The organism is Actinomadura parmotrematis, from assembly GCF_019458805.1.
Lineage (GTDB): Bacteria > Actinomycetota > Actinomycetes > Streptosporangiales > Streptosporangiaceae > Spirillospora > Spirillospora parmotrematis.
Map to the genome: position 1 here is coordinate 1 of NZ_JAIBOA010000040.1, position 16196 is coordinate 16196.

The window sequence follows — 16196 nt, forward strand, 5'->3', positions numbered from 1 at the left end:
GGGGGGGGGGGGGGGCGGGGGGCGGGGCGGGGGGGGGGGGGGGGGGGGGGGGGGGGGGGACGGCGGGGGGGGGCCGGCGGGGGGGCGGGGGGGCCCGCCGGTCGGGAGCGGAGCGGGACCGCTCCCGATCAGTGGTGCTCGGTCAGGACGTGACGGCCAGGTCGTGGCCGCTCGGCTGCGCGAGGAGCTGGAACTTGCCCGTCGCCGCCGCGCTGGACGGGCAGCGGACGTCGGTGCTGGTCCGCTGGAGCGACTGGCCGGTGAGGGTGCCCTGCGCGTGGGTGTTGCTCGGCACGGGCTTGTTGGCGTTGTTGTAGTTGTAGAGGTTGATCGTCAGCGGGGTGCTGCTGGTGAGGCTGTAGTTGCAGGTCAGCGACGAGATGCCCCACGCGGGGAGCGTCATCACGGCCTGGATGTTCACGGCCGTGTTCGGCGCGTTGATGGTGAGGGTGCCGTCGCGGCCGCCGGCGACCGGCGCGTAGGCGACGGTGGCGCCGCTGTAGGGGAGGCCGAGGGCGGTGACCGTCGTCGTGCCGCCGCGGTTGTTGGTGCAGCCGGTGATGGACACGCCGGTGAGCGAGCCGCCGGTGCCGTTGCTGTTGACCGTGGCGTCGAGCTGGCTGCCGGTGCAGGTGTTGGTCACCAGGCCGAGGGAGCCGGTTCCGCTGAGGGTGATGTTGCCGATGTTGTTGGCCCGGACGGCGCCCGAGTAGGCGTTGACCGGGTCCTTGATGGTGGTGGCGAACGCCGAGCCGGCGGTCACCACGACGATCGCGGCGGTGGCGGAGGCGGTGAGGGAGAACTTGCCGAGCTTCTTCATGCTGGTCTCTTTCGCGGGTGGGGGAGACACAGACTCGCCACGTCGCGCCATTCGCCGGGCCCGTGAACGAAGCGGCGTTTCGCGGCACTCGGACAGAACCATGAATGAGGTCGTTTATCAACAAGTGCCTACCGGCCGGTAGGGCGGGGCGCGGGTTTTGGTGATCGGTTCTGGGCGTCGCGGCATGGCCGGAACCCTCCCCGAAAACCGGTCCTGATCCGTGACGGCGCGTGGCGCCGGGGACGGGACCGCAGCGCAGGTGTGGCGCGCATCACGTCAGTACGTGCTGACTGGGTGGTCATTTTGGTCAGGTTCCGCGCTGGCCGCATGCGGCCAAGCAAACGTTCGGTGGCCGGCGCCCCGCGGCGCCGAAAAGCCCTCCCTTCGGGCTTCATCTGGCGGAACGGTGCGGCCCGGCCCTGGTGTGAGCGGCCCCTCCATTGCCAGCGGGCGGACTGACGGCTCCACTGACCTGCCGGCCCCGGCTGGGAAAGGGCACCGGGCGGCGGCTGCGGCTCCGTGACCTGCATCACGTCATTACGGTCCTGGATCCCGTGCGCGCCCGCAGCCGTCCGGCCGGCGCGTTCGCGCAGGAATTGAGCACCCCGGCGTGATCATCGGAATGGGACGCCGGCGCCGGAGGATTTCCACCGAACGCAATTCTAGTAAGGTTCGCCTTCCCGTTCCCGCACGCCCGCCGCGAAAGTCCGCGGCGCTCTTATAGACCGTTCCATTTCGGCGCTGACGCGCCCGGCCGGGACCGCGCCGGCGCGAAAAAGGAGATGCGCCCCCTCCGGGCGCGACCTAGCGTCGGAGCATGGACGTCGTCTTCACCCGCATGGCCGGGCGCCGGTACGGCGTCACCGTGCTCCCGCCGGACGGCGAGCCGCGCGGCGCGCGCCCGGCCCCCGGCTTCCACGAGCACATCCCGCACGACCTCGTGCACTACGTCGTCGAGGCCGAGCTCGGCCTGGCGTCCGGGCTCTACGGCCGGACGGCCCAGGGCGGCGGCACCTTCCGCACCCTGGACCGCGACGGGCTCGACGCGCGGGCCGTGGGCCGCGAGACGCGGCGGCGCCAGAAGCGCGAGGAGCGGCTGCGGCGCGACGACCACGCCGGGACGAACGACATGGCCGTCTCCGAGAAGATGGCGGGCTTCTGCGACGTGCTGTGGCGCCGCCGCCACGGCGAGCGCCCGGACGCGCCCGAGCCGGTGCGCGCCCGCGAGGTCGCCGCCGTGTCCCCCGAGGTGCTCGCCGCCGCCGGCCGCGTCGTGGACCGGCTGGACGAGATCGCGCCGCGCTGGCACGCCCTCGGCGAGGGCGGGACGCTCCGCTTCACCTGGCCGAGCCCCGTCCCGCACCGGGACGCGCGGGGCTGAGCGCCGCGCGTCCCGGCCGGCCGCGGCGCCGGCCGCCGCTCACGGCAGCAGGACGATCTTGCCGCGGGTGTGCCGCCGCTCCAGCTCGGTGTAGGCGTCGCGCACCCGCTCCAGCGGGTAGGTCGCCGCGACCGGCACCTCCAGCTCCCCGGCCGCGATCAGCGCGGCCAGCTCGGCGATCACCCCGGCGTTGCCCGCGGCCGCGTTGCCGTCGCCCTTCACCCCGTACTCCTCGATGGCGGGGAAGTCAGCGACGGTGTCGATCCGGTCGCGCGCGACGCCGAGGTCCAGCGCCAGCCGCACGTAGCCGTCGCCGAAGGTGTCGATGAAGGCGTCCGCCTTCCCGCCGGCGGCCGCGCGGATCCGGTCCGCGACGCCCTCGCCGTACGTCACCGGGACCGCGCCGTGGTCGCGCAGCCAGCCGTGGTTGGGCTCGCTCGCCAGCCCGATGACGGTCGCGCCCGCGCGCCGCGCGAGCTGCACGGCCAGCGACCCGACGCCGCCCGCCGCACCCGAGACCACCACGGTGTCGCCGGGCCGCAGGTCCACGGCCCGCACCGCCGCGTACGCCGTCGTCCCCGCCACGTACAGCGTCCCGGCGACCTCCCACGGCACGCCCGCCGGGCGCGCCGTCAGCTCGTCCACCGCCGCGATCACGTACTCGGCGTGCGCGGCCCGCAGGTCGGTGAACCCGACGACCTCGTCGCCGGCCGCGAACGCGGTGACGCCCTCGCCGACCTCGTCGACGACCCCGGCGATGTCGCTGCCCTGCCCGGACGGGAACGTCGCGGGCCACCGGTCGTGCAGCGCCCCGGTGCGGATGTGCGCCTCGCCGGGGTTGATCGACGTCGCCTTCTGCCGGACGAGCACCTGGCCGGGCCCGGGGACCGGCCGCGCCACCTCCACGACCTCCAGGACGTCGATGCCGCCGTACTGCTGGAACCGCACTGCCTTGGGCATGGGAACTCCCCGTTTCCGCTGGCCGGCCCGGTGGCCGCCCCGACACCGATCACGTTGCCACCCGGTCCCGGCCGCAGGAACGGAGAGGTCTTCCTAGGACCGCCGGTCCTGCCCTGACCCTTGACTACATCAACAGTTGACCTTATAAAGTACCCATGTCCGCCGAGACCCCCGAGGACCGCTTCTTCCGCGAGCTCGGCGCCGCCCACGCCGCCCTGCGCCAGGCGTTCGCGCGCCACGCGGGCCTGAGCGCGCAGCGCGTCCGGCTCCTCGTCCGCCTGCACCGCGCCGGCGAGACCGCCCACAGCGACCTGCGCCGCGTCCTCGGCGCCGACGGCGCGACCGTCACCCGCCTCGTCAAGGAACTGGAGGCCGACGGCCTCGCGACCCGCCGCCTCGACCCGTCCGACAACCGCCACACCCTCGCCGCCCTGACCCCGGCCGGCGCCCGCGCCGCCGCCGACCTGGAACGCCGCCACCAGGCGTACCAGGAGCACCTGCTGGCGGGCGTCGCCCCCGACGAACGCGACGCCTTCCTCGGCACCCTCGCCCGCATTCGCGCGAACCTGACCGCCCAGGAGCCCCCGCAGTGACCACCGCCCCCGACGCCCGCGCCGCCGCCCGCCGCATGTACGCGGCCTTCAACGCCCGCGACTACGACGCGGTGGCGGCCGTCTTCACCCCCGGCTTCCGCAGCCACCCCCTCGGCACCACCGGCCCGGCGGCCGTCGCGGCGGCCTGGCGGCGCTTCCACGACGCGCACCCGGACGCCCAGGTCGTGGTGGAGTCCCTCGTCGTGGAGGACGGCACCGTTGCCGCCCGCACGACCGTGCGAGGCGTCCGAGACTCCGCCGAACCCCCGACGATGCTGGAGATGTTCCGCGTCGAGAACGGCCGCATCGCGGAGCTCTGGGGTCTGTCGTCCCTGGCACGGCGCTGACCGCCCTCGAAGAGAAAAGGGTCACATCACATGTGATCGGGTGATTGTTCGTGCGACGGGCGGGAAGGGAGGACGCGCCCGCCGCCCCGCCCGTTAGGACGTTCCCCGATGACCGCACGCCGCGTGCAGCCGCTCCAGCCGGACGATCCCGGGGAGATCGGCGGTCATCGGCTGCGCGGCCGCCTCGGCGAGGGCGGCATGGGGGTCGTGTACCTGGCGGGACGGCCCGGCGCGCACGTGGCGGTGAAGACGATGCGGGCGGTGGACGCCGCCGACGTGGACGCGCGGGCGCGGTTCCAGATCGAGGCGCGCTGCGCCGCGCTGGTCGACTGCGCGCACGTCGCGCGCGTCGTCGCCGACGGCAGCGACGCCGCCGTCCCGTACCTGGTCAGCGAGTACGTGCCGGGGCCGTCGCTCGCCGAGGTGGTGTCGGCGCGCGGCGCGCTCGCGCCGGGCGCGGCGCTCGCCGTCGCGATCGGCGTCGCCGACGCGCTCGCCGCCGTCCACGACCTCGGCATCGTGCACCGCGACGTCAAGCCCGCGAACGTCCTCATGTCGCCGGACGGGCCGCGCGTCATCGACTTCGGCATCGCCCGCCCGCACGACGCGTCGCACAGCATGACGCGGACCGGGACCGTCATGGGCAGCCCCGGGTGGATCGCGCCCGAGCGGTTCAGCGGCCGGGCCGGCACCGAGGCCGCCGACGTCTACTGCTGGGGCCTGCTCGCCGCCTACGCCGCGTCCGGCCGCCACCCCTTCGGGACCGGCGACGCCGTCCGGCTCGCCGAGCGCTCCCTCACCCTCGCGCCCGACCTGGACGGGATGCCGGACGGGCTGCTCCGCGACCTCGTCGCGGCGGCGCTGTCCACCGACCCGGCGGCCCGGCCGTCCGCCGCCGACCTGCGGGACCGGCTGCTCGCCGAGCGCGACCAGGCGACGGCGCCGTTCGCCGTCCGGGCGCTGTGGGACGCGCCGCGCCGCGTCCCGCCGCCGCGCGCCCCGCGCCGCCTGCCGCGGCGGGCCGCCGGAGCGCTCGCGGCGGCGGGGCTCGCCGCCGCCGGCCTCGTCCTGTTCGCGCTGCCGAGCCCGCTGGACGCGTCGGCGGGCGCGCCGCGCGTCGTCGTGTCGGTGGTCCCCGGGCCGGTCGTCACGGTGACGAAGCGGGTGACGGCGCCCTCCGCCGACGGCGGCCGCCGGGAGGCGGGGCCGGACGACCGGACGCTGACGACCGGCGCCGTCCGCGACGTCGGGGAGCGGCCGCCCGGCCAGGTCGAGAAGGCGAAGAAGGCGAAGGCCAAGGCGAAGGCCAAGGCGAAGGCCAAGGCGAAGGCCAAGGCCAAGGCCAAGGGGCGCTGACGCCGGACGCGTGTCGGCGGCGGGGCGTGATCACCGCCCGGCTAACGTGTGCCCGGTGACCGAGCACGAGGAATCCCGCGGATCGCTGAGCGGCCGCCTGAACTGGCTGCGGGCCGGGGTGCTCGGCGCCAACGACGGCGTGGTGTCCACCGCCGGGCTCGTCGTCGGCGTCGCGGGCGCCACCGGGTCGCGGTCGGCGCTGCTCACCGCCGGGCTCGCCGGGCTGCTGTCCGGGTCGCTGTCGATGGCGGCGGGCGAGTACGTGTCGGTGTCCACCCAGCGCGACTCCGAGCGGGCGAAGCTCGCCATGGAGGAGCGCGAGCTGGCGGAGAGCCCGCAGGACGCGGTGGCCGAGCTGGCCCGCGCCTACGAGGGCAAGGGGCTGTCGCCGGGCCTGGCCCGGCAGGTCGCCGAGGAGCTGTCCCGGGGCGACGCGCTCACCGCGCACGCCGAGGCCGAGTTCGGCATCGACCCCGACGAGCTGACGAACCCCTGGCAGGCGGCCGGAGCGAGCTTCCTGTCGTTCACCGTCGGGGCGCTGCTGCCGCTGCTCGCGATCGTGCTGCCGCCCGCCGGCGCCCGCCTCGCGGTCACCGTGGCCGCGGTGGTCGCGGCGCTCGCGATCTGCGGGTGGGTGAGCGCCCGGCTCGGCGAGGCCCGCCCGCTGCCCGCCGTCCTCCGCAACGTCGCGGGCGGTTCGATCGCGATGGCCGTCACCTACGTCGCGGGCACCCTCCTCGGCGCCGCCGGCGTCTGACCCCGCCCCCCGCTCCCCGCCCACGACCACCCGGTCACCCCTCGTCGAGATGCGGCGTGTTGGCCTCTGGGAGCGCTCCCAGAGGCCAACACGCCGCATCTCAACGTCCGATGACCGGGTGGTCATGGGTGGGCGGTCAGGCGGGGTCGGTGAGGGGGAGGGGGGAGCGGGTCTTGATCTCCTGGAGGTGCAGGAGGGTGACGATGCGCTGGGCGCCGTGCACCGACAGGCGGGTGAGGACGCGCTGCAGCTCCGGGACGTCCCGCGCGACGATCTGGATCAGCAGGTCGGTCTCGCCCGCGACGACCTCGGCCACGACGACCTGCGGGATGTCCTGCAGCGCGGCCTGGAAGGCGCGCTCGGCGGTCGGGGTGTGCCGGGCCAGCGTCACCGACACGTAGGCGCGCAGCGGGAAGCCCGCGAGGTCGGGGTCCAGCTCGGCGGTGATCCGCCGGATCACGCCCGCCTCCTTGAGCCGCCGGACGCGGTGCAGCGTCGCCGCCGGGGACAGCCCGACCAGGCGGGCCAGCTCCACGTTCGTGCGGTCGGCGTCGGCCTGCAGCTCGGTCAGCAGCCGCCGGTCAATTTCATCGAGCGAAAGGGCCATGCGGCGAAATTTTATTCGGTCTCCGGGCCGGATCAGCGGCCGACGCCCCGCCGGCGCCGATGCTGGATGCCATGCGTTTCGTTCGTGGGGACCGCGCGGTCACGCTGCTCGCGTTGATCGCCTCGGGTCTGCTGTGGGGGATCACCGTCCCGCTGACCAAGGTCGCGCTCGCCGGCGTCGGCCCGGCCTGGCTGACGGTGGCCCGGTTCGGGCTGGCCGCCGTGCCGCTCGCGCTGGTCGCGGGCCGGCGCGGGCTGCGCGGCGCGCTCACCTGGAAGATCGTCCTGTGGGGCGTGCTCGGCTACGGCCTCGTCGTCGTCCTGCAGGGGCAGGGCATCGCGCGCACCAGCGTCAGCCACGCCTCGCTGATCATCGGGGCGACGCCGGTGCTCGGCGCGCTGCTGGTGGTGCTGCTCGGCCGGGGCCGCGTCGGCGCGCTGTCGTGGGCGGGCTTCGCGCTCGCGCTCGCCGGCATCGGCGTGGTCGCCGCGAACGGCGCGGGCGGCGCGACGCTCGCCGGGGACCTCCTGGTCCTCGTGACGGTGCTGCTCACCGCCGCGTTCCTGCTCGCCCAGCAGACCGTGCTGGCCGGGCGGAGCCCCGTCGCGGTGACGGCCGTGCAGTTCGGCGCGGCCGCGCTCGCCTCGGCGCCGGTCGCGGCCGTCACCGACGGGAGCCCCGTGCGGGCGCCCGGGACGGGGCCGCTCCTCGCGGTGCTCGCGCTGACGGTCTTCGGGACGCTGGCGCCCTACACGCTGTTCGCGTTCGGGCAGGCCCGCGTCGCCCCCGAGATCGCCGGGATCTTCCTGAACCTGGAGCCGGTCGTCGGGTTCGCGCTCGGCGCGGTCGCGTTCGGCGACCACGTCGGCCCCGCGCAGGTCTTCGGCGCCCTCGCGGTGCTCGGCGGCATCGCCCTCAACACCCTGCCCTACCTCGGCAGGCGCACCCCACCCGCGCCGCCGGCCCGCCGCGACGACCTGCCCGAGCCCGAGCGCGAACCCGCGCTCGTCTAGGCGTCGTCCGCGGCGTACACGCGGCGGCCGCCGACGAACGTCTGCAGGACGCGCGTCCGGTGGATCTCGGCGGGCGGCCCGGCGAACGGGTCGCGGTCGAGGACGGCGAGGTCGGCGAGGTGGCCGGGGACGATCGAGCCGGTGCCGTCCAGGTGGTTCACGTACGCCGACCCGGCGGTGTAGGCGGCGAGCGCGGCGCCGAGGTCGAGGCGCTGCTCGGGCAGGAACACCGGCCGGTCCGAGCCGGGCTCGTGCCGGTTGACGGCGGTGTGCAGGGCGGCGATCGGGTCGGCGCTGGACACCGGCCAGTCGCTGCCCGCCGCGAGGGTGGCGCCGGCCCGCAGCAGGTCCCCGAACGGGTACTGCTGAGCGGCGCGCTCCGCACCGAGGAACGGGATGGTGAGGTCGTCCATCTGCGGCTCGTGCGCCGCCCACAGCGCCTGGACGTTGGCGGCCGCGCCGAGCGCCGCGAAGCGCGGCACGTCGGCGGGCGCCACGACCTGGAGGTGCGCGAGGTGCGGGCGGGTGTCGGTCCAGCCGTTGGCGCGGCGGGCGGCCTCGACGGCGTCCAGGGCCTCGCGGACGGCGCGGTCGCCGAGCGCGTGGAAGTGGACCTGGAAGCCCTCCCGGTCGAGGGCGGTGACGTACTCCTTCAGCGCGTCCGGCTCGACGAACGAGATGCCGCTGTTGTCGGACGCGCACCCGCACGCCGTCAGGTAGGGCGCGAGCATCGCGGCGGTGCCGTTCTCCGCGATCCCGTCCTGCATGATCTTGACGGTGTGGCAGTTCAGGTCGCGGCCGGTGGTGAGCGCGTCGCGGCGCTCGCGCAGGCCATCGAGCTGCTCCAGGCCGCGCCCCCGGTCCCACCAGAGCGCGCCGCGGACGCGGGCGGTCAGCAGGCCGTCGCGCGCGGCGGCGGCGTAGGCGGTGGACGGGTCGGCGATCGTGGCGTGGTTGCCGATGATGGCGTCCTGCCAGGCGGTGACGCCGTAGGAGTGCAGGAGCGCCTGCGCGCGCAGCAGGCCGTCCAGCAGCTCGCGCTCCGTCGGCGGCGGGACGAACCGGGCGACGAGCCCCATCGCGCCCTCCTGGAGCATGCCGGTGGGCTCCCCGCCCGCGTCGCGCTCGATGCGGCCGTCCGCCGGGTCGGGCGTGGCGGCGGTGACGCCGGCGAGCTCCAGCGCGCGGCTGTTGGCCCAGGCGCCGTGGTGGTCGCGGTTGACGAGGTAGACGGGCCGGTCGGGGACGATCGCGTCCAGCGCGCGCCGGTCCGGGGTGCCGCCGGGGAACGCCTCCATGGACCAGCCGCCGCCGGTGATCCACGGGCCGTCGTGGCGGTCCGCGTAGGCGCGGACGGCGGCGGCGTACTCCGCGGCCGTGACGCGGCCGGTGAGGTCGCACTGGCCGAGCTCGACGCCGCCGCCGACCGGGTGGACGTGCGCGTCCTGGAAGCCGGGGATCAGCAGCCGGCCGCGCAGGTCCACGACCTCGGTGCGCGGCCCGACCAGGGCGCGCACCTCGTCGTGGCCGACGGCGGTGACGCGCTCCCCGGTGACGGCGACGGCCGTCGCGCGGCTGCGCGCCGCGTCCACGGTGTGCACCGGGCCGCCGTGGAAGACGAGGTCGGCGGGCTGGTCGTGGCGCATGGTGCTCCTTCTCGGGGGACGCTCAGGCGTCCATGGGCAGGGCGATGGCCTCGGCGTCGGTGCCGCGGCCGGTGGTGAAGTAGGGCGAGCGGCGCCGCCACCTGGCCCAGGCCGCGGCGAGCAGCCCGGACGCCACGAACACGGCGGGCAGCAGCAGCATGAACCAGCCGTTGTCGGGGGCGACGGCGAAATGATCGCTCATCGTGGCGTACAGGTAGGCCAGGTATCCCCCGAGCGCGAACAGCGCGAGGCCGCTCGCGCCCGGGACGACGACGGCGCGCAGCGCCTCCAGCGGCCCCTCGCGGAGCGCGCCGCGGAACCGCACGGCGCAGGCGAGCGCCGTCAGGCCGTAGTAGAGCGCGACGAGCAGGCCGATCGAGTTGACCGCCGTCAGGATCATCAGGTTGAGGCGGGGGATGCCGACCGCGAGCAGCGCGATCGCGGCGGCGATCGCCATGACGAGGACGGTGCCGACGGCGGGCGAGCCGTAGCGGGGGCTGATCCGCGTCCACACCGCGCCGAGCGTCCGGTCGCGGCCCATGGCGAGCGCGCCGCGCGCGGTCGGGATGACGCTGGACTGCAGCGAGGCGAACGCCGAGCACATCAGCGCGGCGAGCGGCAGCGACGCCCACGGCTCGGACGCCAGGTGCCCGCCGAGGAACGTCAGCGCCTGCGGACCGCGCTCCACCATCTCATCGTCGCCGAGGACCCGCTGGAAGGCGATGGCGGCGAACACGAACAGGCCGAGCATCGCGCCGAGGGCGGCGAGGCCGCCGCGCGCGGCGTCGCGGGCGTTCCGGGTCTCCTCGTTGACGGTGAACGCCGCGTCCCAGCCCCAGTAGATGAAGACCGACAGGACGAGGCCCTGCGCGAGGGAGGAGAACGAGCCGATCGCGAACGGGTTCAGCCAGGACCAGGAGAACGGCTGGTCGCCGGCGACGACCGCCCAGCCGCAGAACGCGATGAGCACCGTGTACTCGAACACCAGCAGCCACCACTGGAGCCGCGTCGCCGACCGGACGCCGGTCACCGCCGTGACCGTCACCGCGACGAGGGCGACCAGGCCGAGCAGCGTGCTCTGCAGCGTCGAGTTAGGGTCGAGGCGGACGCCGAGCAACCCGTGCAGGCCCGCCTTGCCCGCGAACTGCAGGACGACCGAGCCGGTCACGGCGCTCGTGTAGGCCATGAACACGACGCTGCCGACGAGCAGCACCCAGCCGGTGAGGAACCCGGGCCAGGGGCCGATCGAGCGGCCGACCCAGGTGTAGCCGTTGCCGCAGTTGGGCTCGGACCGGTTGAGGCGGGCGTAGGCGAGCGCGATCCCGAGGATCGGCAGGAACGCGACGATGAGCAGCGCCGGTGTCTGGCGGCCCGCGTACGCGGCGAGCGCGCCGAGGCCGATGCCGATGCTGGTGGTCGCGGCGGTGCTGGAGGCGGCGAGCGCCATCCCGTCCCGGACGCCGAGGGCGCGGGGCAGGGCGGCCGGGGCGGGGGAGGCGGGGGGTTCGGCGGCGGGGGAGTCGGGCACGGTGCGCTCCTCAACGGGGATGCGGGCGGGAGGCGTGACCAGATGAAACAGGCGCCGCCGCTTTATGTCAATGCGTTGACATAACAGCGCCGTACGCTCATGCTCGGTCCGACCCCCCGAGAGGAGCCCCATGCCCCCGCGCGACCGCGTCCCGGTGGAGCGGCGGCGCCGCCGCCCGACCCGGGCGGGCACCGTGCTGACCGCCGAGCTGATCGTGGACACGGCCCTGGAGCTGATCGACGCGCCGGGCGGCGCGCTCACCGTCCGCCGCCTCGGCGCCGAGCTCGGCGCCGACCCGTCCGCGATCTACCGCTACTTCCGCGACACCGACGCGCTGCTGCTCGCCGTCGCCGACCGCCTCATCGGCGACATGCTCACCGGCCTGCCGGACGCCGCCGGCTGGCGGGAGGGGCTGCGCGCCTTCGCCTTCCGCGTCCGCGACTCGATGCTGCTGCACCCGCGCCTCGCGGTGCTGCGCGCCGCCCGCGTGACCGGCGGCCGCAACGAGCTGCGCGCCGTCGAGGCGGGCGTCGGGCTGCTGCTGGAGGCGGGCTTCGCGCCCGCCTCGGCGGTCCGCCACTACCTGGACTTCGTGGACACCGTCCTCGCCCTCGCGGCGGTGGACGCCGCCGTCCGCGACCTCGGCCCGAAGCAGCGCGCCGCCGACGCCGAACTCTGGGAACGCGCGTACGCCGCGCCGGACGCCGGCGAATACCCCGTCCTGCACGCCGTCCGCGAGCACCTGCCCGCCATGGCCGAACCCGTCTTCGCCGACACGGTCGACCTGCTGCTCACCGGGCTGGAGGCGCGCCTCGCCGCCGAGCGCGCGTCAGGGTAGGCGGTGGCCGCGCGCGGACAGCCAGAGCTCGTACCACTCCTCGCGGGTGAGGTCGGGTTCGCGGCGGGCGGCGTCGGCGCAGGCGCGGATGCGGTCGGGGTTCGTCGTGCCGATGACGGGCGCGATGCGGGCCGGATGGCGCTGCAGCCACCAGAGCACGATCGTCTCGGGGGTGGTGCCCTTGGCGGCGGCGAGCCGGGCGACGAGCTCGGCCGTCGGATTCTGCTCGCGGCCGGTGTAGCGGCCCTGCGCCAAGGCGCCCCACGCCTGGAGCTCGACGCCGTGCCGCATGCAGTACTCGACCGTCCCGAGCGGAAAACCGACCTCCGCTGACTCCGGGGTGTCCACCAGAACCCCCGCCTCGACCCAGTCGCGGCGGTGCAGGCTCATCTCAAGCTGGTCGGCGACGAGCGGCAGCTCAAGATGGTGCTGGAGCAGCGCGATCTGCGCGCCGCTCATGTTCGACACCCCGAACGCCCGCACGAGCCCCTGCCGGTGCAGCGACGTCAGCGCCGCCGCGACGTCGGCGGGGTCGGCGAGCGGATCGGGCCGGTGCAGCAGCAGGACGTCCACCACGTCGGTGCGCAGCCGCTCCAAACTCTGCTCGACGCGGGCCGTGATGCTCGCGCCCCGCAGGTCGTAGACGCCGAGGTCGGGGCGGATGCCGCACTTGGTCTGCACGGTGATCCGCTCGCGCAGCCCGGCGTCGCCCGCCAGCACCTCCCCGAACACCGCCTCGGCGCGCCCGCCGCCGTAGATGTCGGCGTGGTCGAAGGCGGTGATCCCCGCGTCCAGCGCGGCCCGCACCGCCGCCTGTGCCTGCCCGACGTCCCCGAGCCCCATGCACCCGTACAGCACCCGCGCCCCGCCCGTCCCCATCACAAGATCACTCTCGCACGCCGGGGCCGGTCAGGCCAGGACGAGGACCGCCTTGCCGCGCCCGTGCCCGGTGGCGACCTCGCGGTGCGCGTCGGCGGCGCGCTCCAGCGGGAAGGCGGCCCGCACGTGGACGCGCAGCCGGCCCTCCTCGTAGAAGCGCGCCGCCTCCGCCAGCCGGGCCGCCGACCGCTTGTTCGGCGTGGTCCGCACGCCGAGTTCGGCGGCGCGCCCGTGCTCGACCAGCGTGATGATCCGGCCGCGGTCCTTCACCAGCTCCAGCGAGACGGCGAGCGCGTCGCCGCCCGCGCCGTCCAGGGCGGCGTCCACCCCCTGCGGCGCGGCCGCGCGCACGCGGTCCGCGAGGCCCGGCCCGTAGGCGACGGGGATCGCGCCGAGCGCGCGCAGGTGGTCGTGGTTGGCCTCGCTCGCGGTACCGACGACGGCCGCCCCGGCGAGCCGGGCGAGCTGGACCGCGACCGTCCCGACACCGCCCGCCGCCGCGTGCACCAGCACCGTGTCGCCGGGCCCGACGCGCATCTCCTCCAGCGCGATGTGCGGTGTCTGGACGGCGGCGGGGAAGCCGCCCGCGACCTCCCACGGCATGCCGGTGGGCTTCGCCGCGACCGCCGCCGCCGGGACGGCGACGTACTCGGCGTAGCAGCCGAGCAGGGTGTTGCCCATCACCTCCGCGCCCGCGGCGAGGCCCGCGACGCCGTCCCCGACCTGGTCGACGACGCCCGCGAACTCGTTGCCCGGCACGCGCGGGAAGCCGTCCGGGGCGCCCGGCGGCAGCCAGCCCTCCCGGACCGCGAGGTCGAAGGGCTGCACCCCGGCGGCGCGCACGCGCACGCGCACCTCCCCGGGCCCGGCCTGCGGCTCGGGGACTTCCATGACACGAAGCACGCCGGGACCACCCGGCTCGGTGAACGCCGCTGCTCTCATACCGGCGACGCTAGGACCTCAAGCGATCTTGAGGTCAAGGCGGCGAATTCATCGGAAGGTGACAAGAACCCCCGAGGATGCCAGTGAATACTGGCGTCATGATCCGGCCGCTCGGCGTCGCCGCCGCCCTCGTCCTCACCCTCGTGCCCGCTCCGGCCGCCTCGGCGGCCGGGGAGTGGCGGTCCGTCGCCTCGCCGTTCGTGCCCGGCGGGAAGCTCACCGGGGTCGCGGCCGCGGCCCCGGACGACGCCTGGGCGGTCGGGGCCTACTACCGCGTCGGGTCCACGGTGTTCGACTACCCGCAGGCGGTCATGCAGCGCTGGACGGGGAGCGGCTGGCAGGGGCGGCCGATCCCCGGGCAGGTGCTGCACACGACGCTGGACGCCGTCGCCGCCGTCTCGCCGTCCGACGCCTGGGCCGTCGGCGGCCAGTCCGACCTGAACGGCCTCAACCACCCCTACTTCATCCACTGGAACGGCACCGCGTGGAGCGAGGCGCGCCCGCCCGACTGGGAGGGCGGCTCGGCGTCCGGCGGCTCGGTGGACGCGGCGGGACCCGGGGACGTATGGGTCTCCAACAGCCTCGGCCACGTCTGGCACCTGACCGGCGGCACCTGGCGGACCACCGACGTGCGGCTCGGCTTCGAGTTCCAGACCACCCGCATCCGCGCCGCCGGGACCGGCGCCTGGGTCGCGGGCCGGCACCAGCACTGGGACGGGACGTGGTCCTCTTACCCCGACACCGCCCGCTGGGACGGCACGGCGTGGGTGGAGCACCCCGTCGCCGTCTGGCCGGACACCGCGACCGTCCGGGACGTGCTGCCCGTCGCGTCCGGCGACGTGTGGGCGGTCGGCCGCACCGCCGACGGCGACGACACCCCGCTGCTCGCCCGCTGGGACGGCACCGCCTGGCACAACGTGCCCGTCCCCGCCGGAACGGCGTCCCTGACATCGCTCGCACCCGACGGTCAGGGCGGCGCCTACGCCGCTGGCAAGGCCGCCGACACGAGCGGCGCCCCGGCCGTCCTCCGCCTCGGCCCCGGCGGAACCGCGACGCGCGTCGCCGTCCCGCAGTCCGCCGGAACACCGAACGCCGAACTGACCGCCCTCGCCACCGCCCCCGGCACCGGAACGGTCTGGGGCGTCGGCACGAGCCGCCTGGGAACCCTGGTCATGACCAACCACTGACCAGACCCGACGCTCACACAGCCCGCCGCCCGCCAGCAGGCGGAGCCAACCGGCCTCCACCGGTGATGGCGACCCGAGGACGGCCTTCGCCCGCCCCACCACCTGCGACCACCCGGTCATGAAAAGTTGAGATGCGGCGTGTTGGCCTCTTTCGATCGCCGAAGTGCCCAACACGCCGCATCTCAACTCCTGATGACCGGGTGGTCATCTTCGGCGGGGGCGGAGGCGGGGCGTTCAGCGGCGGGGCCGCAATCGCCAAGCGCCCCTGACCAGAGGACGCGCTCTAGCAGCCGTCGCTCAGTACGGAGCCCAAGGGACGGCTCCGGCGACGTGGCGATGGCCCGGCCCACGGCGCCACGCAAGAGAACGTCGGGCTCAAGCCCGCATCCTGGCCGACGCCCCTCAGCGCGACGTCCGGGCAGTGGCTCGGGTGGTGGCGTTGTGCGGTGGGGCGTGGGTTTGGGGAGGTGCTCTGATGGACGCCGCTCGGCGCGACGTCCAAGCAGTGGCTCGGGTGGCGGCGTCGCGCAGCGGGACGTGAGCTAAGGGACGTGCTCTGGTGGACGTCGCTTGGCGTGATGTCCGGGCAGTGGCTTGGGTGGTGGCGTTGCGCGGTAGGGCGTGGGTTTGGAGGTGCTTTGGCGGACGCCGCTCAGTGCAGCGTCCGAGTGGTGGCTTGGGTGGCGGCGTTGCGGAGCGGGACGTGAGCTTGAGGACGTGCTTCGGCGGACGCTGCTCAGCGCAGCGTCCGAGTGGTGGCTTGGGTGGCGGCGTCGTTGTGCGGATGGGTGCGGGATGCGGGGGAGTTGTGGCGGTGGCCCGAGCGGGGTTGCGGGAAGGCGCTGGGCGCGGCGCGGTCATGGGGGTGGTTCGGGCGGCGGCGTCGTGAAAGGGGCTGCGGGGTTGAGGGCGTGCGCTGGCGGATGGCGCTGAAGGCCGCGTCCAGGCGGCGGCTGGGGCGGCGTGCGTGTGAGCGGGTGTGGGGCGCGGCCGTGGTCTGGGCGGCGCGCAGATGGGCGTAGGGGTTGCGGGTGGGGCTAGGAGATGCCGCTGAGGGCCAGGTCCAGGCGGTGGGCCGGGCGGCGGCGGCGTTTGGGTGGGTGGGGGGTGCGGCGGGGGGGGGGGGGGGGGGGGTGGGGGGGGGGGGGGGCGGGGGGGGGGGGGGGGGGGGGGGGGGGGGGGGGGGGGGGGGGGGGGGGGCGGGGGGGGGGGGGGGGGTGGGGGGGGGGGGGGGGGGGGGGGGGGGGGGGGGGGGGGGGGGGGGGGGGGGGGGGGGGGGGGGAGGGGGGGGGGGGCGGGGGGGGGGGCGGGGGGGGGGGCGTCATCGCTGGGCGGTGGTGTC

At 75.7% G+C, this 16196-nt stretch carries 15 protein-coding genes; 8 read left to right on the forward strand and 7 right to left on the reverse strand.

All coding sequences use genetic code 11. The annotated features are described in order from the left end of the window. Positions 1-142: 142 nt before the first annotated feature. A complete protein-coding gene (locus K1Y72_RS37505; RefSeq protein ID WP_220170927.1) occupies positions 143-820 on the reverse strand; it encodes a hypothetical protein in 678 nt (225 codons plus the stop codon). A gap of 817 nt (positions 821-1637) precedes the next feature. Here K1Y72_RS37505 and K1Y72_RS35430 point away from each other — a divergent pair. Then, complete coding sequence (locus K1Y72_RS35430; RefSeq protein ID WP_220170928.1) at positions 1638-2201, forward strand: hypothetical protein; 564 nt, start codon at positions 1638-1640, stop codon at positions 2199-2201. Between the two features lie 39 nt (positions 2202-2240). On the opposite strand, the gene K1Y72_RS35435 is transcribed toward K1Y72_RS35430, so the two are convergent. Next, a complete protein-coding gene (locus K1Y72_RS35435) occupies positions 2241-3161 on the reverse strand; it encodes an NADP-dependent oxidoreductase (RefSeq protein WP_220170929.1) in 921 nt (306 codons plus the stop codon). Between the two features lie 155 nt (positions 3162-3316). Between K1Y72_RS35435 and K1Y72_RS35440 the strand changes: the two genes are divergently transcribed. The 4 genes from K1Y72_RS35440 to K1Y72_RS35455 all read left to right on the forward strand — a co-directional run bounded on the left by K1Y72_RS35440 (position 3317) and on the right by K1Y72_RS35455 (position 6214). Then, positions 3317-3754, forward strand: a complete 438-nt coding sequence (locus K1Y72_RS35440; protein WP_220170930.1) for a MarR family winged helix-turn-helix transcriptional regulator — start codon at positions 3317-3319, stop codon at positions 3752-3754. After that, positions 3751-4101, forward strand: a complete 351-nt coding sequence (locus tag K1Y72_RS35445; RefSeq protein WP_220170931.1) for an ester cyclase — start codon at positions 3751-3753, stop codon at positions 4099-4101. Before K1Y72_RS35440 ends, K1Y72_RS35445 begins: the two co-directional genes overlap by 4 nt. Before the next feature lie 108 nt (positions 4102-4209). Next, entirely contained in the window at positions 4210-5457 is a 1248-nt protein-coding gene (locus K1Y72_RS37510; protein ID WP_220170932.1) for a serine/threonine-protein kinase, read from the forward strand. Positions 5458-5512: 55 nt separating this feature from the next. After that, entirely contained in the window at positions 5513-6214 is a 702-nt protein-coding gene (locus K1Y72_RS35455) for a VIT1/CCC1 transporter family protein (protein ID WP_308287386.1), read from the forward strand. A gap of 136 nt (positions 6215-6350) precedes the next feature. Here K1Y72_RS35455 and K1Y72_RS35460 read toward each other — a convergent pair whose 3' ends face one another. After that, on the reverse strand, positions 6351-6821 hold the full coding sequence (locus tag K1Y72_RS35460; RefSeq protein ID WP_220170934.1) for an Lrp/AsnC family transcriptional regulator: 471 nt from the start codon (positions 6819-6821) through the stop codon (positions 6351-6353). A 71-nt stretch (positions 6822-6892) separates the two neighbouring features. Between K1Y72_RS35460 and K1Y72_RS35465 the strand changes: the two genes are divergently transcribed. After that, positions 6893-7834: a DMT family transporter gene (locus K1Y72_RS35465; RefSeq protein ID WP_220170935.1), complete on the forward strand. Its 942-nt coding sequence runs from the start codon at positions 6893-6895 to the stop codon at positions 7832-7834. Here the strand turns inward: K1Y72_RS35465 and K1Y72_RS35470 are convergent. Beyond that, positions 7831-9480, reverse strand: coding sequence for an amidohydrolase (locus tag K1Y72_RS35470; RefSeq protein ID WP_220170936.1), 1650 nt, complete (start codon positions 9478-9480; stop codon positions 7831-7833). The two genes, K1Y72_RS35465 and K1Y72_RS35470, sit on opposite strands and share 4 nt — an antisense overlap. 22 nt (positions 9481-9502) lie before the next feature. Next, a complete protein-coding gene (locus K1Y72_RS35475) occupies positions 9503-11008 on the reverse strand; it encodes an APC family permease (RefSeq protein WP_308287387.1) in 1506 nt (501 codons plus the stop codon). 130 nt (positions 11009-11138) lie between these two features. Here K1Y72_RS35475 and K1Y72_RS35480 point away from each other — a divergent pair, with 130 nt between their 5' ends. Next, entirely contained in the window at positions 11139-11846 is a 708-nt protein-coding gene (locus K1Y72_RS35480; RefSeq protein ID WP_220170937.1) for a TetR/AcrR family transcriptional regulator, read from the forward strand. On the opposite strand, the gene K1Y72_RS35485 is transcribed toward K1Y72_RS35480, so the two are convergent. Together K1Y72_RS35485 and K1Y72_RS35490 are read right to left on the reverse strand one after the other, a co-directional pair. Next, positions 11838-12725: an aldo/keto reductase gene (locus K1Y72_RS35485; protein ID WP_220170938.1), complete on the reverse strand. Its 888-nt coding sequence runs from the start codon at positions 12723-12725 to the stop codon at positions 11838-11840. The two genes, K1Y72_RS35480 and K1Y72_RS35485, sit on opposite strands and share 9 nt — an antisense overlap. Before the next feature lie 30 nt (positions 12726-12755). Continuing rightward, positions 12756-13667: an NADP-dependent oxidoreductase gene (locus tag K1Y72_RS35490; RefSeq protein WP_220170939.1), complete on the reverse strand. Its 912-nt coding sequence runs from the start codon at positions 13665-13667 to the stop codon at positions 12756-12758. 98 nt (positions 13668-13765) lie between these two features. On the opposite strand from K1Y72_RS35490, the gene K1Y72_RS35495 reads away from it, so the two are divergent. Continuing rightward, complete coding sequence (locus K1Y72_RS35495) at positions 13766-14854, forward strand: hypothetical protein (RefSeq protein WP_220170940.1); 1089 nt, start codon at positions 13766-13768, stop codon at positions 14852-14854. Positions 14855-16196 lie beyond the last annotated feature (1342 nt).